At 72.7% G+C, this 17,794-nt stretch carries 20 protein-coding genes; 1 reads left to right on the top strand and 19 read right to left on the bottom strand.

Features of this window, described 5'->3' with window-relative positions; translation table 11 throughout:
- Window positions 1-7: 7 nt before the first annotated feature.
- The 19 genes from ABD371_RS17390 to ABD371_RS17480 form a co-directional block, all read right to left on the bottom strand.
- Window positions 8-985 carry a 3-hydroxyacyl-ACP dehydratase FabZ family protein gene (locus tag ABD371_RS17390; protein ID WP_344477879.1) on the bottom strand — a complete coding sequence of 326 codons (978 nt, stop codon included), beginning with the start codon at window positions 983-985 and terminating at the stop codon, window positions 8-10.
- Window positions 985-1,248, bottom strand: a complete 264-nt coding sequence (locus ABD371_RS17395; RefSeq protein WP_190123804.1) for an acyl carrier protein — start codon at window positions 1,246-1,248, stop codon at window positions 985-987. The genes ABD371_RS17390 and ABD371_RS17395 overlap by 1 nt, the downstream gene beginning before the upstream one ends.
- Window positions 1,249-1,293: 45 nt before the next feature.
- Entirely contained in the window at window positions 1,294-2,232 is a 939-nt protein-coding gene (locus ABD371_RS17400) for an ACP S-malonyltransferase (protein ID WP_344477881.1), read from the bottom strand.
- 48 nt (window positions 2,233-2,280) lie between these two features.
- On the bottom strand, window positions 2,281-3,390 hold the full coding sequence (locus ABD371_RS17405; RefSeq protein ID WP_344477883.1) for a beta-ketoacyl synthase N-terminal-like domain-containing protein: 1,110 nt from the start codon (window positions 3,388-3,390) through the stop codon (window positions 2,281-2,283).
- A gap of 65 nt (window positions 3,391-3,455) precedes the next feature.
- The gene (locus ABD371_RS17410) at window positions 3,456-3,848 is read right to left on the bottom strand and encodes a hypothetical protein (protein ID WP_344477885.1); all 393 of its coding nucleotides are present in this window, start codon (window positions 3,846-3,848) and stop codon (window positions 3,456-3,458) included.
- Between the two features lie 2 nt (window positions 3,849-3,850).
- Window positions 3,851-4,270, bottom strand: a complete 420-nt coding sequence (locus ABD371_RS17415; RefSeq protein WP_190123800.1) for a hypothetical protein — start codon at window positions 4,268-4,270, stop codon at window positions 3,851-3,853.
- Window positions 4,270-4,593 (bottom strand): hypothetical protein, encoded by a 324-nt coding sequence (locus ABD371_RS17420; RefSeq protein ID WP_344477887.1) that lies wholly within the window; start codon window positions 4,591-4,593, stop codon window positions 4,270-4,272. Before ABD371_RS17420 ends, ABD371_RS17415 begins: the two co-directional genes overlap by 1 nt.
- Window positions 4,586-5,599 (bottom strand): alpha/beta hydrolase, encoded by a 1,014-nt coding sequence (locus ABD371_RS17425; protein WP_344477888.1) that lies wholly within the window; start codon window positions 5,597-5,599, stop codon window positions 4,586-4,588. The genes ABD371_RS17420 and ABD371_RS17425 overlap by 8 nt, the downstream gene beginning before the upstream one ends.
- The gene (locus ABD371_RS17430; protein WP_344477890.1) at window positions 5,596-6,393 is read right to left on the bottom strand and encodes an SDR family oxidoreductase; all 798 of its coding nucleotides are present in this window, start codon (window positions 6,391-6,393) and stop codon (window positions 5,596-5,598) included. Before ABD371_RS17430 ends, ABD371_RS17425 begins: the two co-directional genes overlap by 4 nt.
- A gap of 52 nt (window positions 6,394-6,445) precedes the next feature.
- Window positions 6,446-7,483, bottom strand: a complete 1,038-nt coding sequence (locus ABD371_RS17435; protein ID WP_344477892.1) for a beta-ketoacyl synthase N-terminal-like domain-containing protein — start codon at window positions 7,481-7,483, stop codon at window positions 6,446-6,448.
- Complete coding sequence (locus tag ABD371_RS17440) at window positions 7,480-8,667, bottom strand: beta-ketoacyl-[acyl-carrier-protein] synthase family protein (RefSeq protein ID WP_344477894.1); 1,188 nt, start codon at window positions 8,665-8,667, stop codon at window positions 7,480-7,482. The genes ABD371_RS17435 and ABD371_RS17440 overlap by 4 nt, the downstream gene beginning before the upstream one ends.
- Before the next feature lie 68 nt (window positions 8,668-8,735).
- Window positions 8,736-9,743, bottom strand: coding sequence for a hypothetical protein (locus tag ABD371_RS17445; protein WP_344477896.1), 1,008 nt, complete (start codon window positions 9,741-9,743; stop codon window positions 8,736-8,738).
- 17 nt (window positions 9,744-9,760) lie between these two features.
- On the bottom strand, window positions 9,761-10,603 hold the full coding sequence (locus ABD371_RS17450) for an alpha/beta fold hydrolase (RefSeq protein WP_344477898.1): 843 nt from the start codon (window positions 10,601-10,603) through the stop codon (window positions 9,761-9,763).
- Window positions 10,603-11,613, bottom strand: coding sequence for a beta-ketoacyl synthase N-terminal-like domain-containing protein (locus ABD371_RS17455; RefSeq protein WP_344477900.1), 1,011 nt, complete (start codon window positions 11,611-11,613; stop codon window positions 10,603-10,605). The genes ABD371_RS17450 and ABD371_RS17455 overlap by 1 nt, the downstream gene beginning before the upstream one ends.
- On the bottom strand, window positions 11,610-12,809 hold the full coding sequence (locus ABD371_RS17460) for a beta-ketoacyl-[acyl-carrier-protein] synthase family protein (protein WP_344477902.1): 1,200 nt from the start codon (window positions 12,807-12,809) through the stop codon (window positions 11,610-11,612). Before ABD371_RS17460 ends, ABD371_RS17455 begins: the two co-directional genes overlap by 4 nt.
- The gene (locus ABD371_RS17465; protein ID WP_344477904.1) at window positions 12,806-14,074 is read right to left on the bottom strand and encodes a beta-ketoacyl-[acyl-carrier-protein] synthase family protein; all 1,269 of its coding nucleotides are present in this window, start codon (window positions 14,072-14,074) and stop codon (window positions 12,806-12,808) included. Before ABD371_RS17465 ends, ABD371_RS17460 begins: the two co-directional genes overlap by 4 nt.
- Before the next feature lie 79 nt (window positions 14,075-14,153).
- The gene (locus ABD371_RS17470; RefSeq protein ID WP_190123790.1) at window positions 14,154-14,408 is read right to left on the bottom strand and encodes an acyl carrier protein; all 255 of its coding nucleotides are present in this window, start codon (window positions 14,406-14,408) and stop codon (window positions 14,154-14,156) included.
- A 299-nt stretch (window positions 14,409-14,707) separates the two neighbouring features.
- Window positions 14,708-15,550 (bottom strand): helix-turn-helix transcriptional regulator, encoded by an 843-nt coding sequence (locus ABD371_RS17475; RefSeq protein WP_344477906.1) that lies wholly within the window; start codon window positions 15,548-15,550, stop codon window positions 14,708-14,710.
- 108 nt (window positions 15,551-15,658) lie between these two features.
- Complete coding sequence (locus tag ABD371_RS17480; protein WP_344477908.1) at window positions 15,659-16,366, bottom strand: helix-turn-helix transcriptional regulator; 708 nt, start codon at window positions 16,364-16,366, stop codon at window positions 15,659-15,661.
- A gap of 653 nt (window positions 16,367-17,019) precedes the next feature.
- On the opposite strand from ABD371_RS17480, the gene ABD371_RS17485 reads away from it, so the two are divergent.
- Window positions 17,020-17,790, top strand: coding sequence for a 4'-phosphopantetheinyl transferase family protein (locus ABD371_RS17485; protein ID WP_344477910.1), 771 nt, complete (start codon window positions 17,020-17,022; stop codon window positions 17,788-17,790).
- Window positions 17,791-17,794: the final 4 nt, after the last annotated feature.

Here is a 17,794-nt window from a genome sequence, read left to right on the forward strand (position 1 = left end):
CCCGACCTCATCCCTGGTGAGCCCCGGCGGCCACGGCCGCGGGGGCGGCCGGCAGCGCGCCGGTGAGTTCCCCGGCCGGGCGCATCGCCATGACGACGCGGCCGACCTCCATCACGATCTCGCCGGCCGACAGGCACTCGCCCTCGAAGATCACGGTGTCGCTGAGGGCGCGGACCAGCCGCACCCGGTGTTCCAGCACCTCGCCCGGGAGCACCGGCCGGCGCAGCACGACGTCCGAGATGCTGCCGAAGAGCATCACCTGGCCCGAGAGCACATCGGGGTTGGGCCTGTCCCAGGCGGCCAGCACTCCGGCCGCCTGGCACCAGGACTCGACCAGCAGCGCCTGCGGATAGGCGTGCCCCTCGTCCCCGGCCTCCTCGCCCAGATCCTGGTACCAGGGTTCGTTGCAGGTCACGGCCTTGACCGCGGTCAGCCGCTCGGCGGGTACGAGTTCATCGACCCGGTCCACCAGCAGCATCGGATAGCGGTGCGGCAGCACCTTCTTGATCTGACCGATGGTCAGCGCGCCGACGCCCGTGCCCGTGCCCGTGCCCGGACGCGGTGCGCCCCCGGCCTCGGCCTCGGTCGCGGGTCCGGGCTCCTCCGTCGCCGCGACGAGCCGCAGCCGCACGGTCGCCGCACGGCCGCGCCCGGTCGACGCGACCGCCTCGCAGCGCCAGGCCCCGCCCCGGGGCGACCACTTCAGCTCCACGGTCAGCCGGTCGCCGGGGAAGACGGGGGAGAGGAACCGGGTGGACTCGATGGCCCGCACGATCACCTTCCCCGCCTGGTCCGGGACGGTCGCCAGCGCGCTGCGGCGCACCTGCTCGACCACACAGACCCCCGGGAAGATCGGGAACCCGGGGTAGTGACCGGGGAAGACCCGCTCGTCCGCGTCGACCTGGACGGTGGTGCGCGGCGGTTCGCCCGGCCCGGACGAGATCTCGGGCACGGCCCGCACCGGGCCGGCGTCGAGCGCGGCCATCAGAGGGCCTTCAGCTTGGCGTCGAGCAGGTCGTGCGCCTTCTGGAGGGAGGTGACCTCCTTCAGCTCGGACTCGCCGAGCTTGACGCCGTACTTCTTCTCCAGGACGACCATCACCTCCAGGGCCATCAGGGAGTCCACGCCGAGGTCGTTGACGAAGTGGGCCTCGTCGGTCAGCTTCGCCTCGTCGACGTCGAGCACTTCGGCGACGGTCTCCCGCAGGTCTTCCTTGTCGAGGACGGCGGTGTTGGCGTTGTCGGACATGAGATGTCTCCTTCGTGAGTGATGCGGGCTTGGTTCGGATGTGGTTCAGGCGAGCGCGGCGACGGCGGCGGCGCTGTTCAGCGCGGTCGCCCCGACGCTCTTGTCGATACGGCGCATCAGCGAGGTCAGGGTGGTGCCGGGCCCCAGCTCCAGCAGCCGGGCGCAGCCGAGTTCGCCGGTCAGCGTCCGTACGCTCTCCTCCCAGCGCACCGGGGAAGTGAGCTGGCGGGTCATCAGGTCGGCCCAGTCGGCGTCCTTCGTGTACGGCCGGGCGTCCACATTGGCGACGACCGTCCCGTGCTCGGCGGCGAACCGGGCGTCCGTCAGCGCCTTGGCGAGATCGTCGGCCGCCGGACCCATCAGCGGACTGTGGAACGCGCCGCCGACCGGGATGCGGATCACCTTCACACCGGGGACCGCGATCTTCTCCGAGAGCAGCTCCAGCCCCTCCGGGACACCGGAGCACACGACCTGACCGGGGCAGTTGAGGTTGGCGACCCACACCCCGGGGCCGCCGTCCGCGCGGATCGCGGCCGTCTCCTCCTCGACCGCCGCGAGCTCCACGCCCAGCAGCACGGCCATGGTGCCCGGCCGTGCCCCGGCGGCCTCCCGCATGCCCCGGCCCCGGGCCGCCACCAGACGTACCGCGTCCTCGTACGGCAGCGCGCCCGAGGCCGTCAGGGCGACGTACTCGCCGAGGCTGTGCCCGGCGTACGCGACGACCCCGCCCAGCACGCCCAGCGCGGCGGCCTCCCGGTACGCCATCAGCGAGGTGGTGAAGATCGCCAGCTGGGCCAGATCGGTACGGCGCAGCGTCTGTTCGCCGGCGGTCAGCAGCAGCTCCGCGACATCGGTGCCGGAGATCTCGGAGACCGCCGCGACAAGGTCCCAGGAGGCGCAGTCGCGCCAGGCCCCGCCCATGCCCGGACGCTGCGCGCCCTGCCCGGGGAAGAGCAGTCCCACCCGGGGTGCTTCCGTGCTCATGTCCCTGCCTTCCTCTCGTGACTTCTGCGACCGGATCGGGTACGCCGCTCAGCCCAGCCGGAGCACGGCACAGCCCACGACCCCGTCCCGGTCGACGGAGGTGACCAGACCCACCGAGCCGGTCATCCCGCCGGCCGCGCGGGCGGCCGTGAGCAGCGCCGCTGTCTGGAAGGTCGCGGAGGCCGCGTGGGTGTCGCCGATCGGCTCGGCGCAGGCGATGCGCTCGGGGCAGTGGTCGCCCAGGACGTCCCGCAGCGCGGCGCGCTCGCCCAGGCCCCGGACGCCGTGCGCCTGGGAGTCGGCGGCCAGCGCGATCTCGTCCACCCGTACCCCGGAGCGCGCCAGCGCCCGGCGGACGCTGTCCGCGAGGACGGTGGCGACCTGGTCGTCGGAGTGGAAGACGCCGAACTCCAGGGCCAGCACCTCGGCGAGCCCGGAGCGGCCGTGCTCCGCCGCGTCCTCGGCGGACTCCAGCAGCAGTACGGCGGCGCCCTCGCCCAGCACGGAATCGGCCTCGTCCGCGCGCCGGGTGTGCACCTCCAGCCAGGCGCGGGCCGCCGAGAACTCCTCGACCGCCCCGCACAGCACGGTCCTGGCCCGCCCCGACCTCCGCAGCCGCAGCGCGTAGTTGAGCGCCAGCAGACCGGAGGCCCTGCCCCCGGCGACGGTGGTGTTGGGGCCCTTGAGCCGGTGCCAGATGGCGCACTGGCCGGCCGCGCAGTTCATCACCGTGTTGGGGAAGCGCATCGGGTCGACGAAGAACGGCTTCTCCTGCACCAGCGAGTCGCGGGTGAAGTCCATCATGCTCTGCGCGCTGCCGGTGTTGGTGCCGAGCACCAGGGCGGCGTCCTCGCCGACACCGGCGATGCGCTCCCCGTCACCGTCGCGCAGCAGCTGCCCCACGGCGGTCACCGCGAGACCGGTGACCCGGTCCATGGAGCGGGTGCCCTTGCGGCCGAGCACGGCGGCGGGGCTGAAGTCGGGGACCAGGCAGGCGGTGTCCACGGGGGCCGACCAGATGGCCTGGTCGAGCGGGGCCGCGGTGGTCCTGCCGCTGCTCAGCCCGGCCGCGAACTGGGCGCTCTCCAGACCGTAGGGCGAGACGACGGACCAGGCGGTGATGAGCGGTCCTCGGACGGCGGTGGTGGTGGTGGCCATGGGACGCGGTGCTCCTCTCGGTTGCTTCATCGGTTCATCGGTTCATCGCTGAGTCGGTTCGGCGGTCAGAGGAAGTGCACGCTCCGGTAGCCGGGCCAGTCGGGGAAGGCGGCGTCGCTCGTCGGCCGGACGCCCTCCAGCAGCCACCCGGGACCCGCTCCCAACCGCTCCAGTTCACCGTCCTGGGCCCAGATCCCCGCCCCCTCCGCGAGGAGGGTGCGCACGGCCGCCCTCGGGTCGGGCAGGGTGTCCAGCTCCCGCCCGGCGAGGTGGATCACGGGCGTCGGGGCCGGGTCGGCCGCCGCGAAGGTGACCGCGAGACCGCGCAGCAGGATGTCCAGACCGCCCTGCTGGCGGTTGAGTTCCCGCGCGAAATACAGCACGTCCGCGAACTGGGTCTCCACCCCGCCCCGGTAGGCCCGCTCGATGATCAGCAGACGGCGTCCGGTGTCGGCCATGGTCAGCACACCCCCAGGAAGAACGACTTGTCGGCGGCCTCCAGATGTTCGGTGAACTTGAACGGGGCGCGCAGTCTGATGCCCGGGATGTGCGCGTCCGCCCCCCGCTCCTGGCTGCAGAAGCGGCAGGCGAACCAGTGCAGCTTCGCCGGGTGGGCGGCCAGCAGCTCGGCGGCCAGGGCCGCGGTCGTCGGATAGGCGCGGGCCCAGTCCACGACATTGCGCGGCTTCTCGTCCCCCAGCGACGTCCGCGTCAGCCCGGTCGCGTGGCCGCAGGTCCACAGATGGACCGAGGCCCCGCGCTCCAGCAGCGCCTGGGCCAGCCGGAACGCGGAGGTCACCAGATCGCCGGTGTGGGGCGCGCCCATGATGGCGATCAGCATGTCCGCGCGCGGCAGTTCCCTGCCCGTTCCACCGCCCATCAGTGCCACACTCCCTGTACGGCGGGCCTCAGCAACTGCTCCGCCACCTCGTCCATCCCCACCTGGCGGACCCCCGGCCGCAGCAGCGCCGCCAGGGCCCGCTGCTCCAGCGAGAAGCCGTCCGCCCAGACCCGTGCCCCCGCCTCCAGCAGCCGCTCGACCGCGTCCGATCCGGTTCCGACGCCGTCGGTCACCCCGTTCTCGATCAGCAGCACGGTCACGGTGTGGCCGGCCGCGGCCAGCCGTTCGGCGTCGCCGAGGAAGTCCCGCGAGCCGGGGCCGGCGTACCGGCCCTGGGACTCGACGAGCAGATACTCAGCCATGGCCCTGCGCCTCCTTCGTGTTCCCGGCGCCGGCTGCGGCGGTGAAGGCCTCCGCCAGAAAGCCGAGCACCCGGGTGCGGTACTCCTCCGCGTCGAAGCGGACCGCGTTCATGTGCAGCGCGTTCGGGGCCGTCCAGCGCTCCGCGCGCGGGTAGCGGGCGGCCACCGCGAGGACCTGCGCGGCGGGGACGACGGGGTCCTCGCCGCCCGCGATGAACATCAGCCGGGTGGGCACGCCGTCGAGCTTCGGCGGCCAGTTCCGCACGGCGAGCATGTGCAGACAGATCCGGGCGAAGAGATCGCGGTAGACCGCGAAACCCACCCCCTCCCGCAGCCGCTCGGGCAGGGTGGAGCGGCGCAGCCGCGCGAAGTGCCGCAGCCCGCCCGCGGTGTCGTCCATCGGGCCGCTGTCGCAGATCACCGCCGCGAGCGGGACCGGGAGCCGGTCGAGGACGTGCAGGGCGACCCAGGTGGAGAAGGAGAAGCTGATCACGGCCAGCTCGCCCCGGTTCAGCTCCGGGTCCGCGCGCACCGCCGCGATCACGTCCGCGAGATCGCCGGTGTAGCGGTCGGACATGCTCCCGTACTTCCGCTCGCGCCCGCTCTCGCCGTGGTTGCGCATGTCATAGGCGACGACATGGTGACCGGCCTCGTGCAGCAGCTTGATGTGGCCCAGCACCATGGAGCGGGTACGGCCCATGCCGTGGCAGAGCACCACCGTGTGCGGGCCGTCGGCGGGCACCGCCCACGCCTTGAGCGTCACCCGGTCGCGGGTGGTGGTGATCCGCAGATCGCGCACCGGCAGCCCCTTGTCGGCGGGGGTGCGGCCCGGGGGCGCGGCCTGCGGGTGGTACAGCTCGAACGCGTGGCGGGCGGCCAGCGACGCCCCGGCGCAGACCGTGGAGAGCGTCCCCGCCGCCGTGCGCAGCGCCGTGCGCAGCACCCGTTCGGCCCGGCTCCCGGCTCCCGGTCTCCCCGCCCTCGTACCCGCTCCCGTACCCGTCACGAGGTCAGCGCCTCGCCGCCGTCGACCCCGATGACATTGCCGGTGATCCACGACGAGTCGGAGCGGGCCAGGGTGACGACGGCCTCGGCGACATCCTCGGGGAGGGTCAGCCGGCCGTGCGGATTGCTGCGGTCCGCCAGTTCGATCAGCTCGCGGTGGCCGGGGATCCGCTCCAGCGAGGGGGTCACCGTCACCCCCGCCCGGAGCGAGTTGACGGCGACGCCGCGCGGGGCCAGCTCCAGCGCCAGCTGCCGCACATGCGATTCGAGCGCGCACTTGGCGGCGGAGACCGCGCCGTAGGCGGCGGTGACCTTCTGGTCGCCCGCGCTGGTCATCGCGAAGACCTTGGAGCCCCGGCCGAGGAGACCGGCCTCGGTGAGGGACTGCGTCCAGTAGACGAGCGAGTGGGCCATCACATCGAGCGTCATGTTCATCTGGCGCGAGGTGATGGCAGGCCCGCCGTCCACCGGGAGGTAGGGCAGCAGCGTGCCGAAGGCGAGCGAGTGCAGCAGCACGCGCAGCGGCTCGCCGCCGGTCAGCTCCGCGAACCGCGGCACCAGTTCGGCGCGGGTGGCCGGACTGGCGGCGTTGGCGTTGAAGAAGTGCGCCCGCACCCCGGCGGAGCGCAGCTCCTCGACGGCGGCCTCGGCCTTCTCCTGGCCCTCGGCCGTGTCGAAGTGCACCCCGAGGACATGGACGCCCTCCCGGGCCAGCGCCCGGGCGTTCGCCAGCCCGATGCCGCTGGAGGACCCGAGGATCAGGGCCCAGGTGTCCTTGAGTGGTGTGGTGGTCATGGCAAGTCTCGCTTCGTATCCGCGTATCTGGTGGACAGGGGTGGCGCGCCGGTCAGCGGCCGTCTTCGCCCGCGGGCGGGGTGAGCAGGGCGAGGGAGAGGTTTCCGCCGGGGGCGGTGGCCACCACCAGCACGGGGGCGGTCAGCTCCGCCAGCGCTCCCGCGACCTGGAGGAGCGGTTCCAGCGCGCCCGCGCCCGCCGCCACGAGGGTGGCCCCGGGACCGGCCGCGCTCGCCACCGCCCGCCCGACCGCCGACTCGTCGACCACGGCGATCACCCGGGGCCCGCCGGCCCCGCCGAAGCCCGCCCCGCCGAAGCCCGCCCCGTCGAAGACTGAGCCGGAGCCGACCCCCGCCACGCCCCGCGCGATCAGCCGCCGGGCCCGCTCGGGCCCCTCGGCGGACGCCGCGACGGCGGGCGCGAGGAAGTGACTGCTGACCCGGCAGCCGCCGTACACCCGCCCCCCGCGCTCCCGCACCGCGCCGGCGGGCTCCAGCACCAGGGCCACCGCACCGCGCTCGGAGCGCTCATGGCCGGGCAGCCCCTCCGGCAGCGCCTCCTCCGTCGCACCCGCGAGCAGCCAGGACGCCCGCCCGGCGGCCACCGCACGGGCCCCGGTCTCCAGCGATTCGAGCCCCGCGACCCGGGGGGTGGTGAGGGTGAGATTGAACCCCTTCAGCCCGTGCTCGGTGGCCAGCCGGCTGCCGAACAGATTGATCGAGAAGTACGGGGCCGACGCGGGGCTCAGCGCGGCGGCGCTCTCCTGGAGCACCGTCCGGTCCATGGAGTCGTGCAGCGCCACCGCCGAACTGTTGGTGCCCACCGCCGCCCCGCGCCGCTCGGCCGCGTACCGGGCCGGGTCGTCGTCGGAGTCGGCCAGCGCGTACTTCGCCGCCGCCAGGAAGAACTGCGAGGCGGGCGGCAGATACTTGTAGCCGCGCGGTCCCAGCCGGGCGCGGTGGTCGAACCACTGGCCCGGCACGGCCGGCCGGTCGGCGAGGGCCGCCTTCTCCGGCTGGTCGGTCCAGGGGGTCACCACCCCGATGCCCGAGACCACCGGTTCACCGCTGTCGTACGGGCGGGCGGTCATGCGCGGGCCTCCTTCAGGACGAGCGATACGTTGTTGCCGCCGAACGCGTAGGCGTTGACGAGGGCGAAACGGCCCTCCAGCGGGACTTCGGACTCCGGAAGCCGCACCCGGCACTCCGGGTCCAGCTCCGCGACCGGACGGTTCGGCGGCACCTTCCCGTGGTGCAGCATCAGCGCCGCGGCCACCGTCCCCAGCGCCGCCGCGGCCCCGCCGGTGTGTCCCACCAGGGCCTTCAGGCTGTAGAGCGGGGTCCGCGCGGCCCGCTCGCCGAGCACCGTGTGCAGCGCCCCGCTCTCGACCACGTCGTTCAGCTCGGTGCCGGTGCCGTGCGGCACCACGCACCCGACCTCGTCGGCGCTCGCGCCGGCCTGCTCCAGCGCCGCCCGCATGGCCCGGACGATCTGGGTCCCGGCGGGCTCCGGCGCGGTCGCGTGGTGGGCGTCGCAGCTCCACCCCTCGCCCGCCAGCTCGGCGTAGACACGCGGGGCCCTGCGGGCCCGGGCGTGCTCGGCCGACTCCAGGATCATGATCCCCGCGCCCTCGCCGAACACCGTCCCCGCGCGCCGCGCATCGAACGGACGGCACCGCTCCGGGTCGACCGCCCCCAGCCGGTTGAAGCAGGCCAGCGCCACCCGGGAGTACGCCTCCGCGCCGCCCGCGACCACGACGTCCGCGACCCCCGTACGGATCAGGTCCGCCGCCGCCGACAGCCCGAACCCGCTCGCCGCACAGGCGTTGCTGATGCTGCTCACCGGCCCCTCGGCCCCCAGCCACGCGCCCAGCGCCGAGGCCACCGAGAAGACCGGGGCCCACGCGCCGTCCGCGTCGGGGCGGCCGTCCGTGCGCCACTGCTCGTGCAGCCCGGAGTCGCCCATCCCGGTCCCGATGACCACCGCCGTACGCTCGGCGGGCACCTCGCCGAGACCGGCGTCCGCGAGCGCCTGCCGGGCGCCCTCGATCGCGTACCGGGAGGCGAGCCCCGGCGGGACCCCGCCCCCGTCGAACGAGATCTCCGGGAGCGGCTGCTCCGGTACGGAGTACATCAGCGGGACGGACATACGGGCGTGGGGATCGGCGACCTCGCCGGGGCTGCTCCCGGCACGCAGCAGTCCGTGCCAGAACGCGTCCGCGCCATGGCCCAGGTGCGAGATCGCGCCCACTCCAGTGATCAGCACTTCTTGCATCGATCGTCTCCGGTGCACAGGGGATGAGGGGATGCGGGGCCCGGCTCGGCGGCCGGGCCGGGGGCCGGCTAGGACGTGCCGCCCAGCGCGTTCAGCACCCGCTCGTCGAAGTTGACCAGGCTCCAGTCGCGGCGGTTCTCGAACACCGCGTAGCCGTGGGTGATCCGGCCGGTGGCGGTCTGGACGAGACGGCCGTCCCGCACCACGTAGAAGTCGGTGCGCGCGGTGTAGGTGAAGTCCTTGAAGACCTCCTCCACGGTGAAGACCGTGTACAGGTCCTCCTCCATCAGCGCCTCGTCGAGCAGCTGCACCCGGGAGTGCGGGACCACCGGGATCCACCGGCGGTCGTCCAGCAGGGTCTTGATGGAGATGCCCCGGTCGGCGAGGAAGAGGTCCACGACCTCCTCCACCTGGCGCAGATAGCCGGAGAGCTGGAGACGCTCGTTGAAGTGGCAGTACGGGTAGGGGATCCGCCACTTCCAGCCGAAGGCGTTCGCGCCCGAGGTCAGCAGCTCCAGCACCGGGTCGTCACCGGTGGTGCCGCGCCCGTCGGAGAGCGGGGTGGCGGGCAGCGCCGAGACCTCACGGCCGTCGTGCTCGCTCTGCCCGGTCAGACCGCTGATCCTGGGCACGGCGAACTGCTCCAGCTCCGCCGGGAGCCCCTCGGCGGGGAGGTAGCTGTCGATCCGCAGGGAGACCCGCACCTTGGAGGTGACCGCCTTGACCTCCTTGCCGTCCCGCTCGACGAAGAGGGTGACGGCGAGCCCGATCCGGGTGTCGCCGCCCTCGGTGGCCGGGCGGACGGTCGCGCGGGCCACATCGTCCTGGTGGAAGGCGTGCAGGATGCGTGTGTCGAGATCGACCAGGTCGAGCCCGAGGCCCAGCTCCTCGAACAGCTCCCGGGACGGCAGTCCGGCGGAGCGGAAGTGCTCCAGGACCGCTTCCTCGACCATGTAGTTGACGTGCTTGAAGCCGATCCACGTATTGATGTTCGACCCCTCGTAACGGGGGCGTACATGAACGGTGGTCTCGGTCTCCAGGAGGGCCTTGAGGCCCGTACCGGTCTCCAGGGTCATCGGTGGTGCTCCCTTTGTCAGTGTCGGTCGGTGCGGTCGCCGTCCGGGGCCGGAAGGGGCCCGACGGCGGTGCTGATGAAGTCCCGGGTGAGGGCGGCGAACTCGGCCGCCCGCTCGGCCATCGCGAAATGGCCGGCCTCGGGAAGGATGCGTACGGTCGCGCTCGGCAGCGCCGCGCCCAGGGCGTGGGCGTCGCCGGGGAAGGCCGCGAAGTCCCCCTCCCCGCCGACGATCAGGACCGGCACGGTCAGCAGGTCGCAGCGGAGCCGGGGGGTGCGGAGATAGGTCTCGAAGAAGCTCATCCAGCCGTACGGGCCGATCCGGTCGCGGACCTTGAGCGCCATGTCCCGGCGCAGCTCGTCGGAGAGCCGGCCGCCGGAGCGGACCCGCAGTCCGTCGGCGAGGATGCGGTCGAAGTCATTGAGGTAGTACGCGATCGAGTCCCAGCCGAACTCCTCGGCCCGCGCCCGGTAGAACGGCGAGACCAGCACCACGGCGCTCGGCGTCCGTACGCCCGGGGGCGGCCCGGAGGCGTCGGCGAGCAGCGAGAGCAGGGCGTTCGCGCCGAAGGAGTGGGCGATCACCACATCCGCGCCGCCGGGCACCAGCTCCAGCGCCTGCCGCGCCCAGTGGGCGGGGGAGTGATCGGTCCAGCCGGTCGACTCCGTTCCGCGCCAGGGGAGTTCGGCGGTCCAGCTCTCCTGGTCCGCGCCGTCGGTGCCGTCGGTTCCGTTCGTCCGCTCCAGATACGCGTCCCAGACATTGCCGCCGCTCGCGAGGCCGTGCAGCAGCAGCACCCGGGGCCGGCCGGGCGCGGCCTTGCCTCTTCTGCGTACGGAGACCGGAGCGGACGAGGACATCACGCGGACGCCTCCACGGCCAGCAGCACCAGCCCGGCGGAGGCGTCGTCGCCGTCGGCGCCCGAGGTCACCAGGGCCGTGCCCGGCTCTCCCGCCCCGGAGAGCGCCAGCCCCCGCGCCGCCGTGGCGCACTGGAGCACGCCGAGCGCCCCGGACGCGCTGCCGAACCGCTCGGTGAGATCGGTGCGCGCCACCCCGGACAGCGCCGCCGGGGACGCGTCGCGGTGGCCCTCGGGGACGTACCACGAGCCCGGCCGGCCGCCCGAGGCGGACAGCAGCCGTCGTACGCAGTCCTCGACCCCGGCCTCGCGGGCGTACGGTCCCAGCGCCGCGATCCCGGCGGCCCCGCGCTCGGCGGCGGCCGGGGCCCGCTCCAGCAGCAGGGCGACGGCCCCGTCGAGGAGTTCGTCCGCGGGGCGGCCGAGCAGCCACTCCACCTGGCGGTTGTGCGTCTCCACCCCGATGACCAGGGCCCGCTGGGCGCGGCCGGCCCGGAGCATGGCGGCTCCCCAGTGCACGGCGTCCACCCCGGAGGTGGCCCCGTTGCAGACCATCAGATTGGGGCCGCGCAGACCGTGCCGGATGGCGACGGACGAGGCGATGACATTGCTGGAGGCGTTCGGCAGGCCCATGGGGCTGATGCCGGTGACGCCTTCCGCCTTGATGCCGTCGGCGACCTCGCAGACCGTGTCGAGATTGCCGAGGTTGGAGCTGACCACCACGGCCACGGAGGCCCCGGGGACGGTGAGCGCGCCGTCCGCCGCCGTCGCGCCGTCCAGCAGCCCGGCGTCCAGCAGCGCGGCCCGGGCGGCGCACAGGGCGAGCTGGGAGGCGCGGTCCTTGTACCGCAGTCCGCGCTTGCCGATGAGGGCGGCGGGATCGACGGCGGGGGCCGCCGTGTCCCGGGGCGGGCCGGCGGCCCGCAGCAGGTCGGAGGGGCCTTCCACGCCGGGCAGGGCCGTACCGATGCCGGTGATCAGAATGCCGTCGGTGCTCACGGTGCCGCTCACAGTGCTGCCCTCTCCACCACGGCGACCGCGTTGACGCCGCCGAACCCGAACGCGTCCACCTGGGCCAGGACCGGCTCGGCGAGCAGCTGTTCGTCCCTGACCAGCCGGAATTTCTCGGCCTCCGGCACCGGCTGCCGCAGCCCCACCACCGGCGGGACGCGCCCGCCCTCCAGCGCCTGGAGCGCCACGATCAGGCTGAGCAGCCCGGAGCCGCCCGAGGTGTGACCGGTCATCGATTTGATCGCCGTCATCAGGGGGCGGGAGACATGCGGTCCGAAGACCTCTCCCACCGCCGTGGCCTCGGCCTCGTCGTTGAGCAGTGTGCCGGTGCCGTGGAGCATCACCAGATCGATGTCCTCGGGCTTGACCCCGGCCTCCCGGTGCGCGGCGCGCACCGCCTCCGCGATCCCGCCCGGGTCGGGCGCGGTCACGTGGTACGCGTCGCAGTTCACCGCGACCGAGCGGAGCCTGCCGCGTACGGGGGCGGCGGCGGTACGAGTGTCGGCGTCGGCGTTCGCGTCCGCCCGGCGCAGGACGACGGCCGCGGCGCCCTCGCCCATCAGCACGCCCCGGCGGTCCCGGTCGAACGGGCGCAGCTGCTCCGGCGGTTCCATGTGGACGCGGTCCAGCAGCCCGTACATGCTCTCGGTGAGCGTGTCGACGCCCGCCACGACGACGGTGTCCGTCTCGCCGGAGAGCAGCAGATCGCTGCCCATGGCGAGCGCGTACAGGGAGGCGGAGCAGGCGTTGGAGAAGGTGTGTGTGCGCACCGCCCCGAAGCGCTCGCGCAGCGCGGTGCCGAAGTGCAGGCGCCCGGCGTCGAAGGCCGCGCCGTCGCGCCAGCCCAGCTCGGCCGAGCGGAGTTCGCGCAGCCCGGTGCCGATGAGGATCGGCACCTCGGCCAGATCCTCGCCGAGCCCCGCGTCCCGGACGGCCTCCTCGATCGCCGCGAGCAGCCAGCGGGTCGCCCGGCCCGGCTCGTCCTCGCCGGACGGCGGGCGGTCGTCGATCTCGTAGGCGTGCCGGACCCGGTAGCGGTCGCGGTCGAAGGAGCGCAGCTCGGCCAGTCCGCTGCGGCCCGCGCACAGGGCGCTGAAGATCTCGTCGGCGGAGCCGCCGACGCTGGCGACCGCGCCGATGCCGGTGAAGACCAGCTCCGGCCGGTCCTCGGCGGGGGCGGGGGAGTGTGCACTCATACCCGTGCCGCCTGCTCGGTCCGGTCGGTCCGCTCGGGCCGGTCCGCCTGGTACTTGCCGAAGATCACGACCGAGTTGTTGCCGCCGAAGGCCAGCCCGTTGTTCTGGACGACCCGCAGATCCGCCTGGACCGCGTGGTTGGGCACGCAGTCCACATTGCACTCGGGGTCGGTCTCGACATGGTTGATGGTCGGCGGGATGAAGCCCTCGGTGAGGGCGAGGGCGCAGCCGATCGAGGCGAGGGCGCTGGCGGCCCCCATGCTGTGCCCGAGCATCGACTTGATGGAGATCGTCTTCGGGGTGCGGTCCCCGAAGACCTGCCGGATCGCACGGGCCTCGGTCACATCGTTGGCCTTGGTGCCGGTGCCGTGGGCGGAGATGAAGTCCACGTCCTCCGGGGTGACCCCGGCGCTGTCGAGCGCCAGTTTCATGCACTGCGCGATGCTGTCCTGGTTGGGCGCGACGGGGTGGTGCGCGTCGCAGTTGAGGCCGTATCCGAGCACCTCGGCGTGGATGGTCGCGCCCCGGGCGAGGGCGGACTCCAGGCTCTCCAGCAGGAGTACGCCGGCCCCCTCGCCGGTGAGGATCCCCTTGCGGTCGATGTCGAAGGGCTGGCACATCTCCGGCGCGATGGTGCCGAGGCGGTAGAAGCCGGTGAAGGTCTTCCGGCAGAGCGCGTCGGCCCCGCCGACGAGGGCGTAGTCGATCTCGCCGGTGCGCACCGCGTCGTAGCCGTAGCCGATGGCGTAGTTGCCCGCGGCGCAGGCGGTGGGCAGGGTGACCGCTTCGACCTGGGTCATTCCGAACTCGTGGGCGATGGCCGCCGACAGCCGTCCGGCCGGCACCCGCGCGGTGACCACGGGGTCCATCCGCTCGGGGCCGTGGCGCACCTCGGTCTCGACGAGCTGGTCGAGATCGCGGGACTCCCCGTCGGTGGTGCCGATGGAGATCAGACAGCGCGCGGAGCGCAGTTCGGCCTCGGAGAGCGCCGCGTCCTCGACCGCCATGCGCGCCGCGGTCACCGAGAACTGGCTGGCGCGGCCGAGGGTCTCGACTTCCAGGTTCTTGATCCACTGCCGGGCGTCGAAGCCCTCGATCTCGCAGGCGTTGGCGTGCTCGTAGCCGGTGGTGTCGAACGAGGTGATCGGCTTCGCGGCGCTCTGTCCGGATCGCAGACCGGAGAGGAATTCGGTGGCTCCCAGGCCGATGCTGGAGACCGCGCCGAGACCTGTGATGACAACTCTGTTCGCCGGTATGTCAGACATGTTCATCCCGTTATCTGGCAGGCCGGCGAACCGGCCATTCCTGAGGTTGCGTGTCCGTGGCGCTCGCGCCCGTCCGGCCTTACTTCCAGTCGGCGGCTTCCGCGACGACCTCGTACACACCGTCCAGGTTCACCATGCGGCCCAGCTCGCTCTGGTTGATGACGACGTTGTAGGTCTTTTCGAGGGAGGCGAGGATTTCGATGGCGCGCAGCGAGTCCGCGTCGTGGTCCTCCTTGAAGAGGCTCGTCGCCGTGACGTCGGAGGGCTCGATCTCCAGAATGTCGCAGACGATTTCCTTGATGGTCTCGCGGCGTTCCGTGATGGTCGAGGACATGTCGTTTCCCGCTTCCTTGTCGGAATTCAATGAACGATTCCGATGCTATTCAGACGGGGGAAAGAGGCTCAAGGCCGTGACCATTTGCTGCCACCGGCCGGGGGCGGGACCCCGGTGGGCGGCCGGGGCTGACACTTTCCGGCCGCCGGATGTGTTCAACCATCGGGAACCGCTCCGGGCACCCCGGCTCCGGGTCTCCCTGCTCCGGGTATCTCCGCCCGGACATGCGGAAGGCCGCCCGGAGGGAACCTGAATCCCTTCGGGCGGCCCGGTGCCCGCGGCTCAGCGGCGGGGCGCTCTCACTGGCAGGAGGCGGTCCCGGGGGTCAGCCGGGTGAGCTTCAGGGGCCGGTGGACCGCCCCTTTCGCGCTGCCGCCGTGTGCCAGCCGGAGCACCGCCGCCTCGGGGCGCGCCGGGCGGTGGGACGAGGACGGCGACAGCCGGGGCTCGGCCGCCGCCGCCTTGCGGTGCGAGGGCTGGAGCAGCCCGGCCTCGGCCGCGAGGACGCCCGCCTGGAAACGGGACTTGGTTCCCAGGGCGTCCAGGATCCCCGCGACATAGCGGCGGTAGGTCCGCACCGAGACGCCCAGCTCGCGCGCCGCGGCCTCGTCGGTGCCACCCGCGTTCAGCCGCTCCAGGATGGCCGCGGCCAGGTCCGGACGGTCCGCGCTGCCGAGGTCGATCCGGTCCCGCGGCACCGTGCCGTGCCGCCAGGCGCTCAGGAACAGCCCGTGCAGCGCCTCCAGAACGGGCCGCGCGTGCACCAGCGAGGCGTTCCAGCCGGGCTCGGTGCGCACCAGCACGACCTCCCCGTCCACGATGATCGTCTCCAGATAGGGCACCCGGGCCACCCGGATCTGGAGCCTGTCGTCCCGGCCCAGGAATTCACGGAACGCGCCCTGTTCGAGCGCCGCGTGCGTGCACACCACCCGGGCGCGCACCGCGCTGCCCTCCGTGTCGAGCAGATTCCGGAGCGCGGCCAGCAGCCGTACCGTCTCCTCCCTCTCGGAGGCGATCACCACGTCGATGGTGTGCCGGGCGCTGTTGATCAGCTGTCCGATCGCCTGTCTCACCACATCCGCACCGGGGCCGACGGGCACCACCAATCTGCTGCGTCGCGCCCATTCCCGGTATTTGGACACGGCGGTGTCGATGAGATCGCGAACTTCCCCAAGCGCCGCATCGAAATCTTCCCCCACGGTTCTTCCCCCAAGTCACTCGCGCCGGCCGGCGGTGCGGCCGGATCGGACCTACGCATTCGTGGTCCCGCGATTCGCTCCGTCACTCTCCTGAGGCAACAGGCCCAGCTGCACGGCTCGCGCCCCGGCCTGAAAGCGGGAACTCGCGTCGATCTCCCGCATGATCTCGGCGACATAGCGCCGATACGTCCGCAGCGGGATGGCCAGCTCCCGGGCCGCCGCTTCATCGGTGCGGCCGTCGCGGAGGGACTCCAGGATCCGCCGGCCCGTCTCGCTGCGCGCCCGGCCGGCCTCCGCCCCGGGCTTCGCGGGCGCGGCGGTCAGCCACCCCGTGGCGAACAGCGAGGAGAGCGCCCCGGCGGAGGCCGCGTCCGAGATGAGCGACGCCTGCCGCCCGCCCCCCGGGCGGTCCGTCCAGAGCACGGCCGCGCGGGAGTCGACCACCACGGTCTCGCTCAGACAGGCGTCGGCCACCCGGATCGTCTGCGAGAGGGCCGAGTCGGCGAGGGCGGCCCGGAACGCTCTCGAGTGCACCACATGGGCGGCGCACAGCAGCCGCATCCGCGCCTGATGTCCCGAACGGCTCAGCAGCTCCAGCGCGATGGCCTCCACCTCGGAGCCCGTGGCCTGGACGATGATCCCCACATCGGACCGGGCCGAGTCGATCAGCTGACCGGAGACATCGACCGCGCTCTCTCCGGAATCCAGGACGCGAACGGCTCCCGAGACTTCCTCGCCGTCGCCCTGGGTGGACTTCATCAGCTCTTGCAACCGTAATAAAGCCCGGCTGACTTCATCGTCCACCGGGTTCCTTTCCGGAGGTCCCGGCAGCGACTTGGACTCCCGATTAACCACTGTCCCCCGCCCGTTGTTTCGAACGTTTGAACGTCGTATAGAGGCTAACTCCTCATGCTGACCAGGGTCAATGAGGATTGTTTGGCGAAGTGTCAACAAGGGGCCCGCTATTGTCTATCGGGATCCGCCGGGCAAAGGTATTCGCATAAGTGCGGCAGCGTATTTGTGCCGCCTGAAATGTATAGTTTGAGGCTTGTGTGCTCTCGCTGCAAAGCGGAGTGAAGCATTTCGCGACGGTCGCGGCGACGGGAGGGGGTGACACCTGCCACCGGACACAGGGCAACCCTCAATTTATGGGCCCGTGCCACCAGGCGTGAATATTTCGCAGGAAACTGCCGCCGACTCGCGGTGACCTCGCCGACGGTCGCCCCGATCGTCACTCATGGTCATGGGATCGGGTGTCAACTCGGCGCGCCGTGACACCTCGTGATGTCCTGTCATCTCTCGCCCCGTCCCATTGGCAGGCAGGTGCCACACGCTTCACCCGCTCAACCGTCGCGGCTAGGCTTGCCGCGCGCCCTCACGGCCCTTTGCGGGCGGCAACGGAAGTGGATGGCATGATCACGACAGTCGAATCGTCCGCGATGCCCGCGGTGCCCGCCGCCGTGGACATCTGGTGGTGGCTCACCTCGGGCCCCGACCGCCCCGGCGATCCCTCGGTCCTCGGCCCCGCCGAGCACGCCGCCGCCGCCCGGCTCCCGCCGCACCGCGCCGCGGAGTACATCGCCTACCGCTCCGCCGTACGCCACACCCTGGGCCGTCTCCTCGACGCACCCCCCGCGAGCCTGGCCTTCGGCCGCCGCCCCTGCCCCGAGTGCGGCGACCCCGACCACGGGCCGCCCCGGGTCACCCACCCGGACAACTCCCTCTGGATCAGCATCTCCCACACCCCCGGCTGCGTCATGCTCGCCGTCGCCCCCCACGAGATCGGCGTGGACGTCGAAAAACAGCGCCCCCTGCGCTCCCCAGACCTCGCCGCCCGCGTCCTCACCCCCTCAGAACGCGCCCACCTCGCCCAGGCCCCCGACCCGGCCCGCCACGACCGCGCCTTCCTCACCTGCTGGACCCGGAAGGAAGCCACCCTCAAAGCCGTCGGCATCGGCATCGCCACAGACCTCTCCGCCCTCGACTCCCACCCCGCCACCCCCTCCCCGGCCCACCTCACCACCACCGTCCAGGGCCCCCCGACCTCCTGGCACGTCCACGACCTGGCCCTGCCCGACCCGTACATCGCGGCGGTGGCGCTGCCGGCGGACGCCGGCAGCGTACTGAGACTCCACGAGGGCGTCAGGACGCCTTCAGCCGCCGAACCGCCTCCAGTGAGCTGATCCT

This window comes from Streptomyces amakusaensis (assembly GCF_039532665.1).
GTDB classification, from domain to species: Bacteria; Actinomycetota; Actinomycetes; order Streptomycetales; family Streptomycetaceae; genus Streptomyces; species Streptomyces amakusaensis.

Coding starts and splice junctions, on each gene's coding strand:
- ABD371_RS17460 (WP_344477902.1), bottom strand. CDS start 12,809: ATGAGTGCACACTCCCCCGCCCCCGCCGAGGACCGGCCGGAGCTGGTC.
- ABD371_RS17430 (WP_344477890.1), bottom strand. CDS start 6,393: ATGACCACCACACCACTCAAGGACACCTGGGCCCTGATCCTCGGGTCC.
- ABD371_RS17415 (WP_190123800.1), bottom strand. CDS start 4,270: ATGGGCGGTGGAACGGGCAGGGAACTGCCGCGCGCGGACATGCTGATC.
- ABD371_RS17440 (WP_344477894.1), bottom strand. CDS start 8,667: ATGCAAGAAGTGCTGATCACTGGAGTGGGCGCGATCTCGCACCTGGGC.
- ABD371_RS17405 (WP_344477883.1), bottom strand. CDS start 3,390: ATGGCCACCACCACCACCGCCGTCCGAGGACCGCTCATCACCGCCTGG.
- ABD371_RS17480 (WP_344477908.1), bottom strand. CDS start 16,366: ATGAAGTCCACCCAGGGCGACGGCGAGGAAGTCTCGGGAGCCGTTCGC.
- ABD371_RS17390 (WP_344477879.1), bottom strand. CDS start 985: ATGGCCGCGCTCGACGCCGGCCCGGTGCGGGCCGTGCCCGAGATCTCG.
- ABD371_RS17445 (WP_344477896.1), bottom strand. CDS start 9,743: ATGACCCTGGAGACCGGTACGGGCCTCAAGGCCCTCCTGGAGACCGAG.
- ABD371_RS17470 (WP_190123790.1), bottom strand. CDS start 14,408: ATGTCCTCGACCATCACGGAACGCCGCGAGACCATCAAGGAAATCGTC.
- ABD371_RS17400 (WP_344477881.1), bottom strand. CDS start 2,232: ATGAGCACGGAAGCACCCCGGGTGGGACTGCTCTTCCCCGGGCAGGGC.
- ABD371_RS17410 (WP_344477885.1), bottom strand. CDS start 3,848: ATGGCCGACACCGGACGCCGTCTGCTGATCATCGAGCGGGCCTACCGG.
- ABD371_RS17395 (WP_190123804.1), bottom strand. CDS start 1,248: ATGTCCGACAACGCCAACACCGCCGTCCTCGACAAGGAAGACCTGCGG.
- ABD371_RS17465 (WP_344477904.1), bottom strand. CDS start 14,074: ATGTCTGACATACCGGCGAACAGAGTTGTCATCACAGGTCTCGGCGCG.
- ABD371_RS17420 (WP_344477887.1), bottom strand. CDS start 4,593: ATGGCTGAGTATCTGCTCGTCGAGTCCCAGGGCCGGTACGCCGGCCCC.
- ABD371_RS17485 (WP_344477910.1), top strand. CDS start 17,020: ATGATCACGACAGTCGAATCGTCCGCGATGCCCGCGGTGCCCGCCGCC.
- ABD371_RS17435 (WP_344477892.1), bottom strand. CDS start 7,483: ATGACCGCCCGCCCGTACGACAGCGGTGAACCGGTGGTCTCGGGCATC.
- ABD371_RS17450 (WP_344477898.1), bottom strand. CDS start 10,603: ATGTCCTCGTCCGCTCCGGTCTCCGTACGCAGAAGAGGCAAGGCCGCG.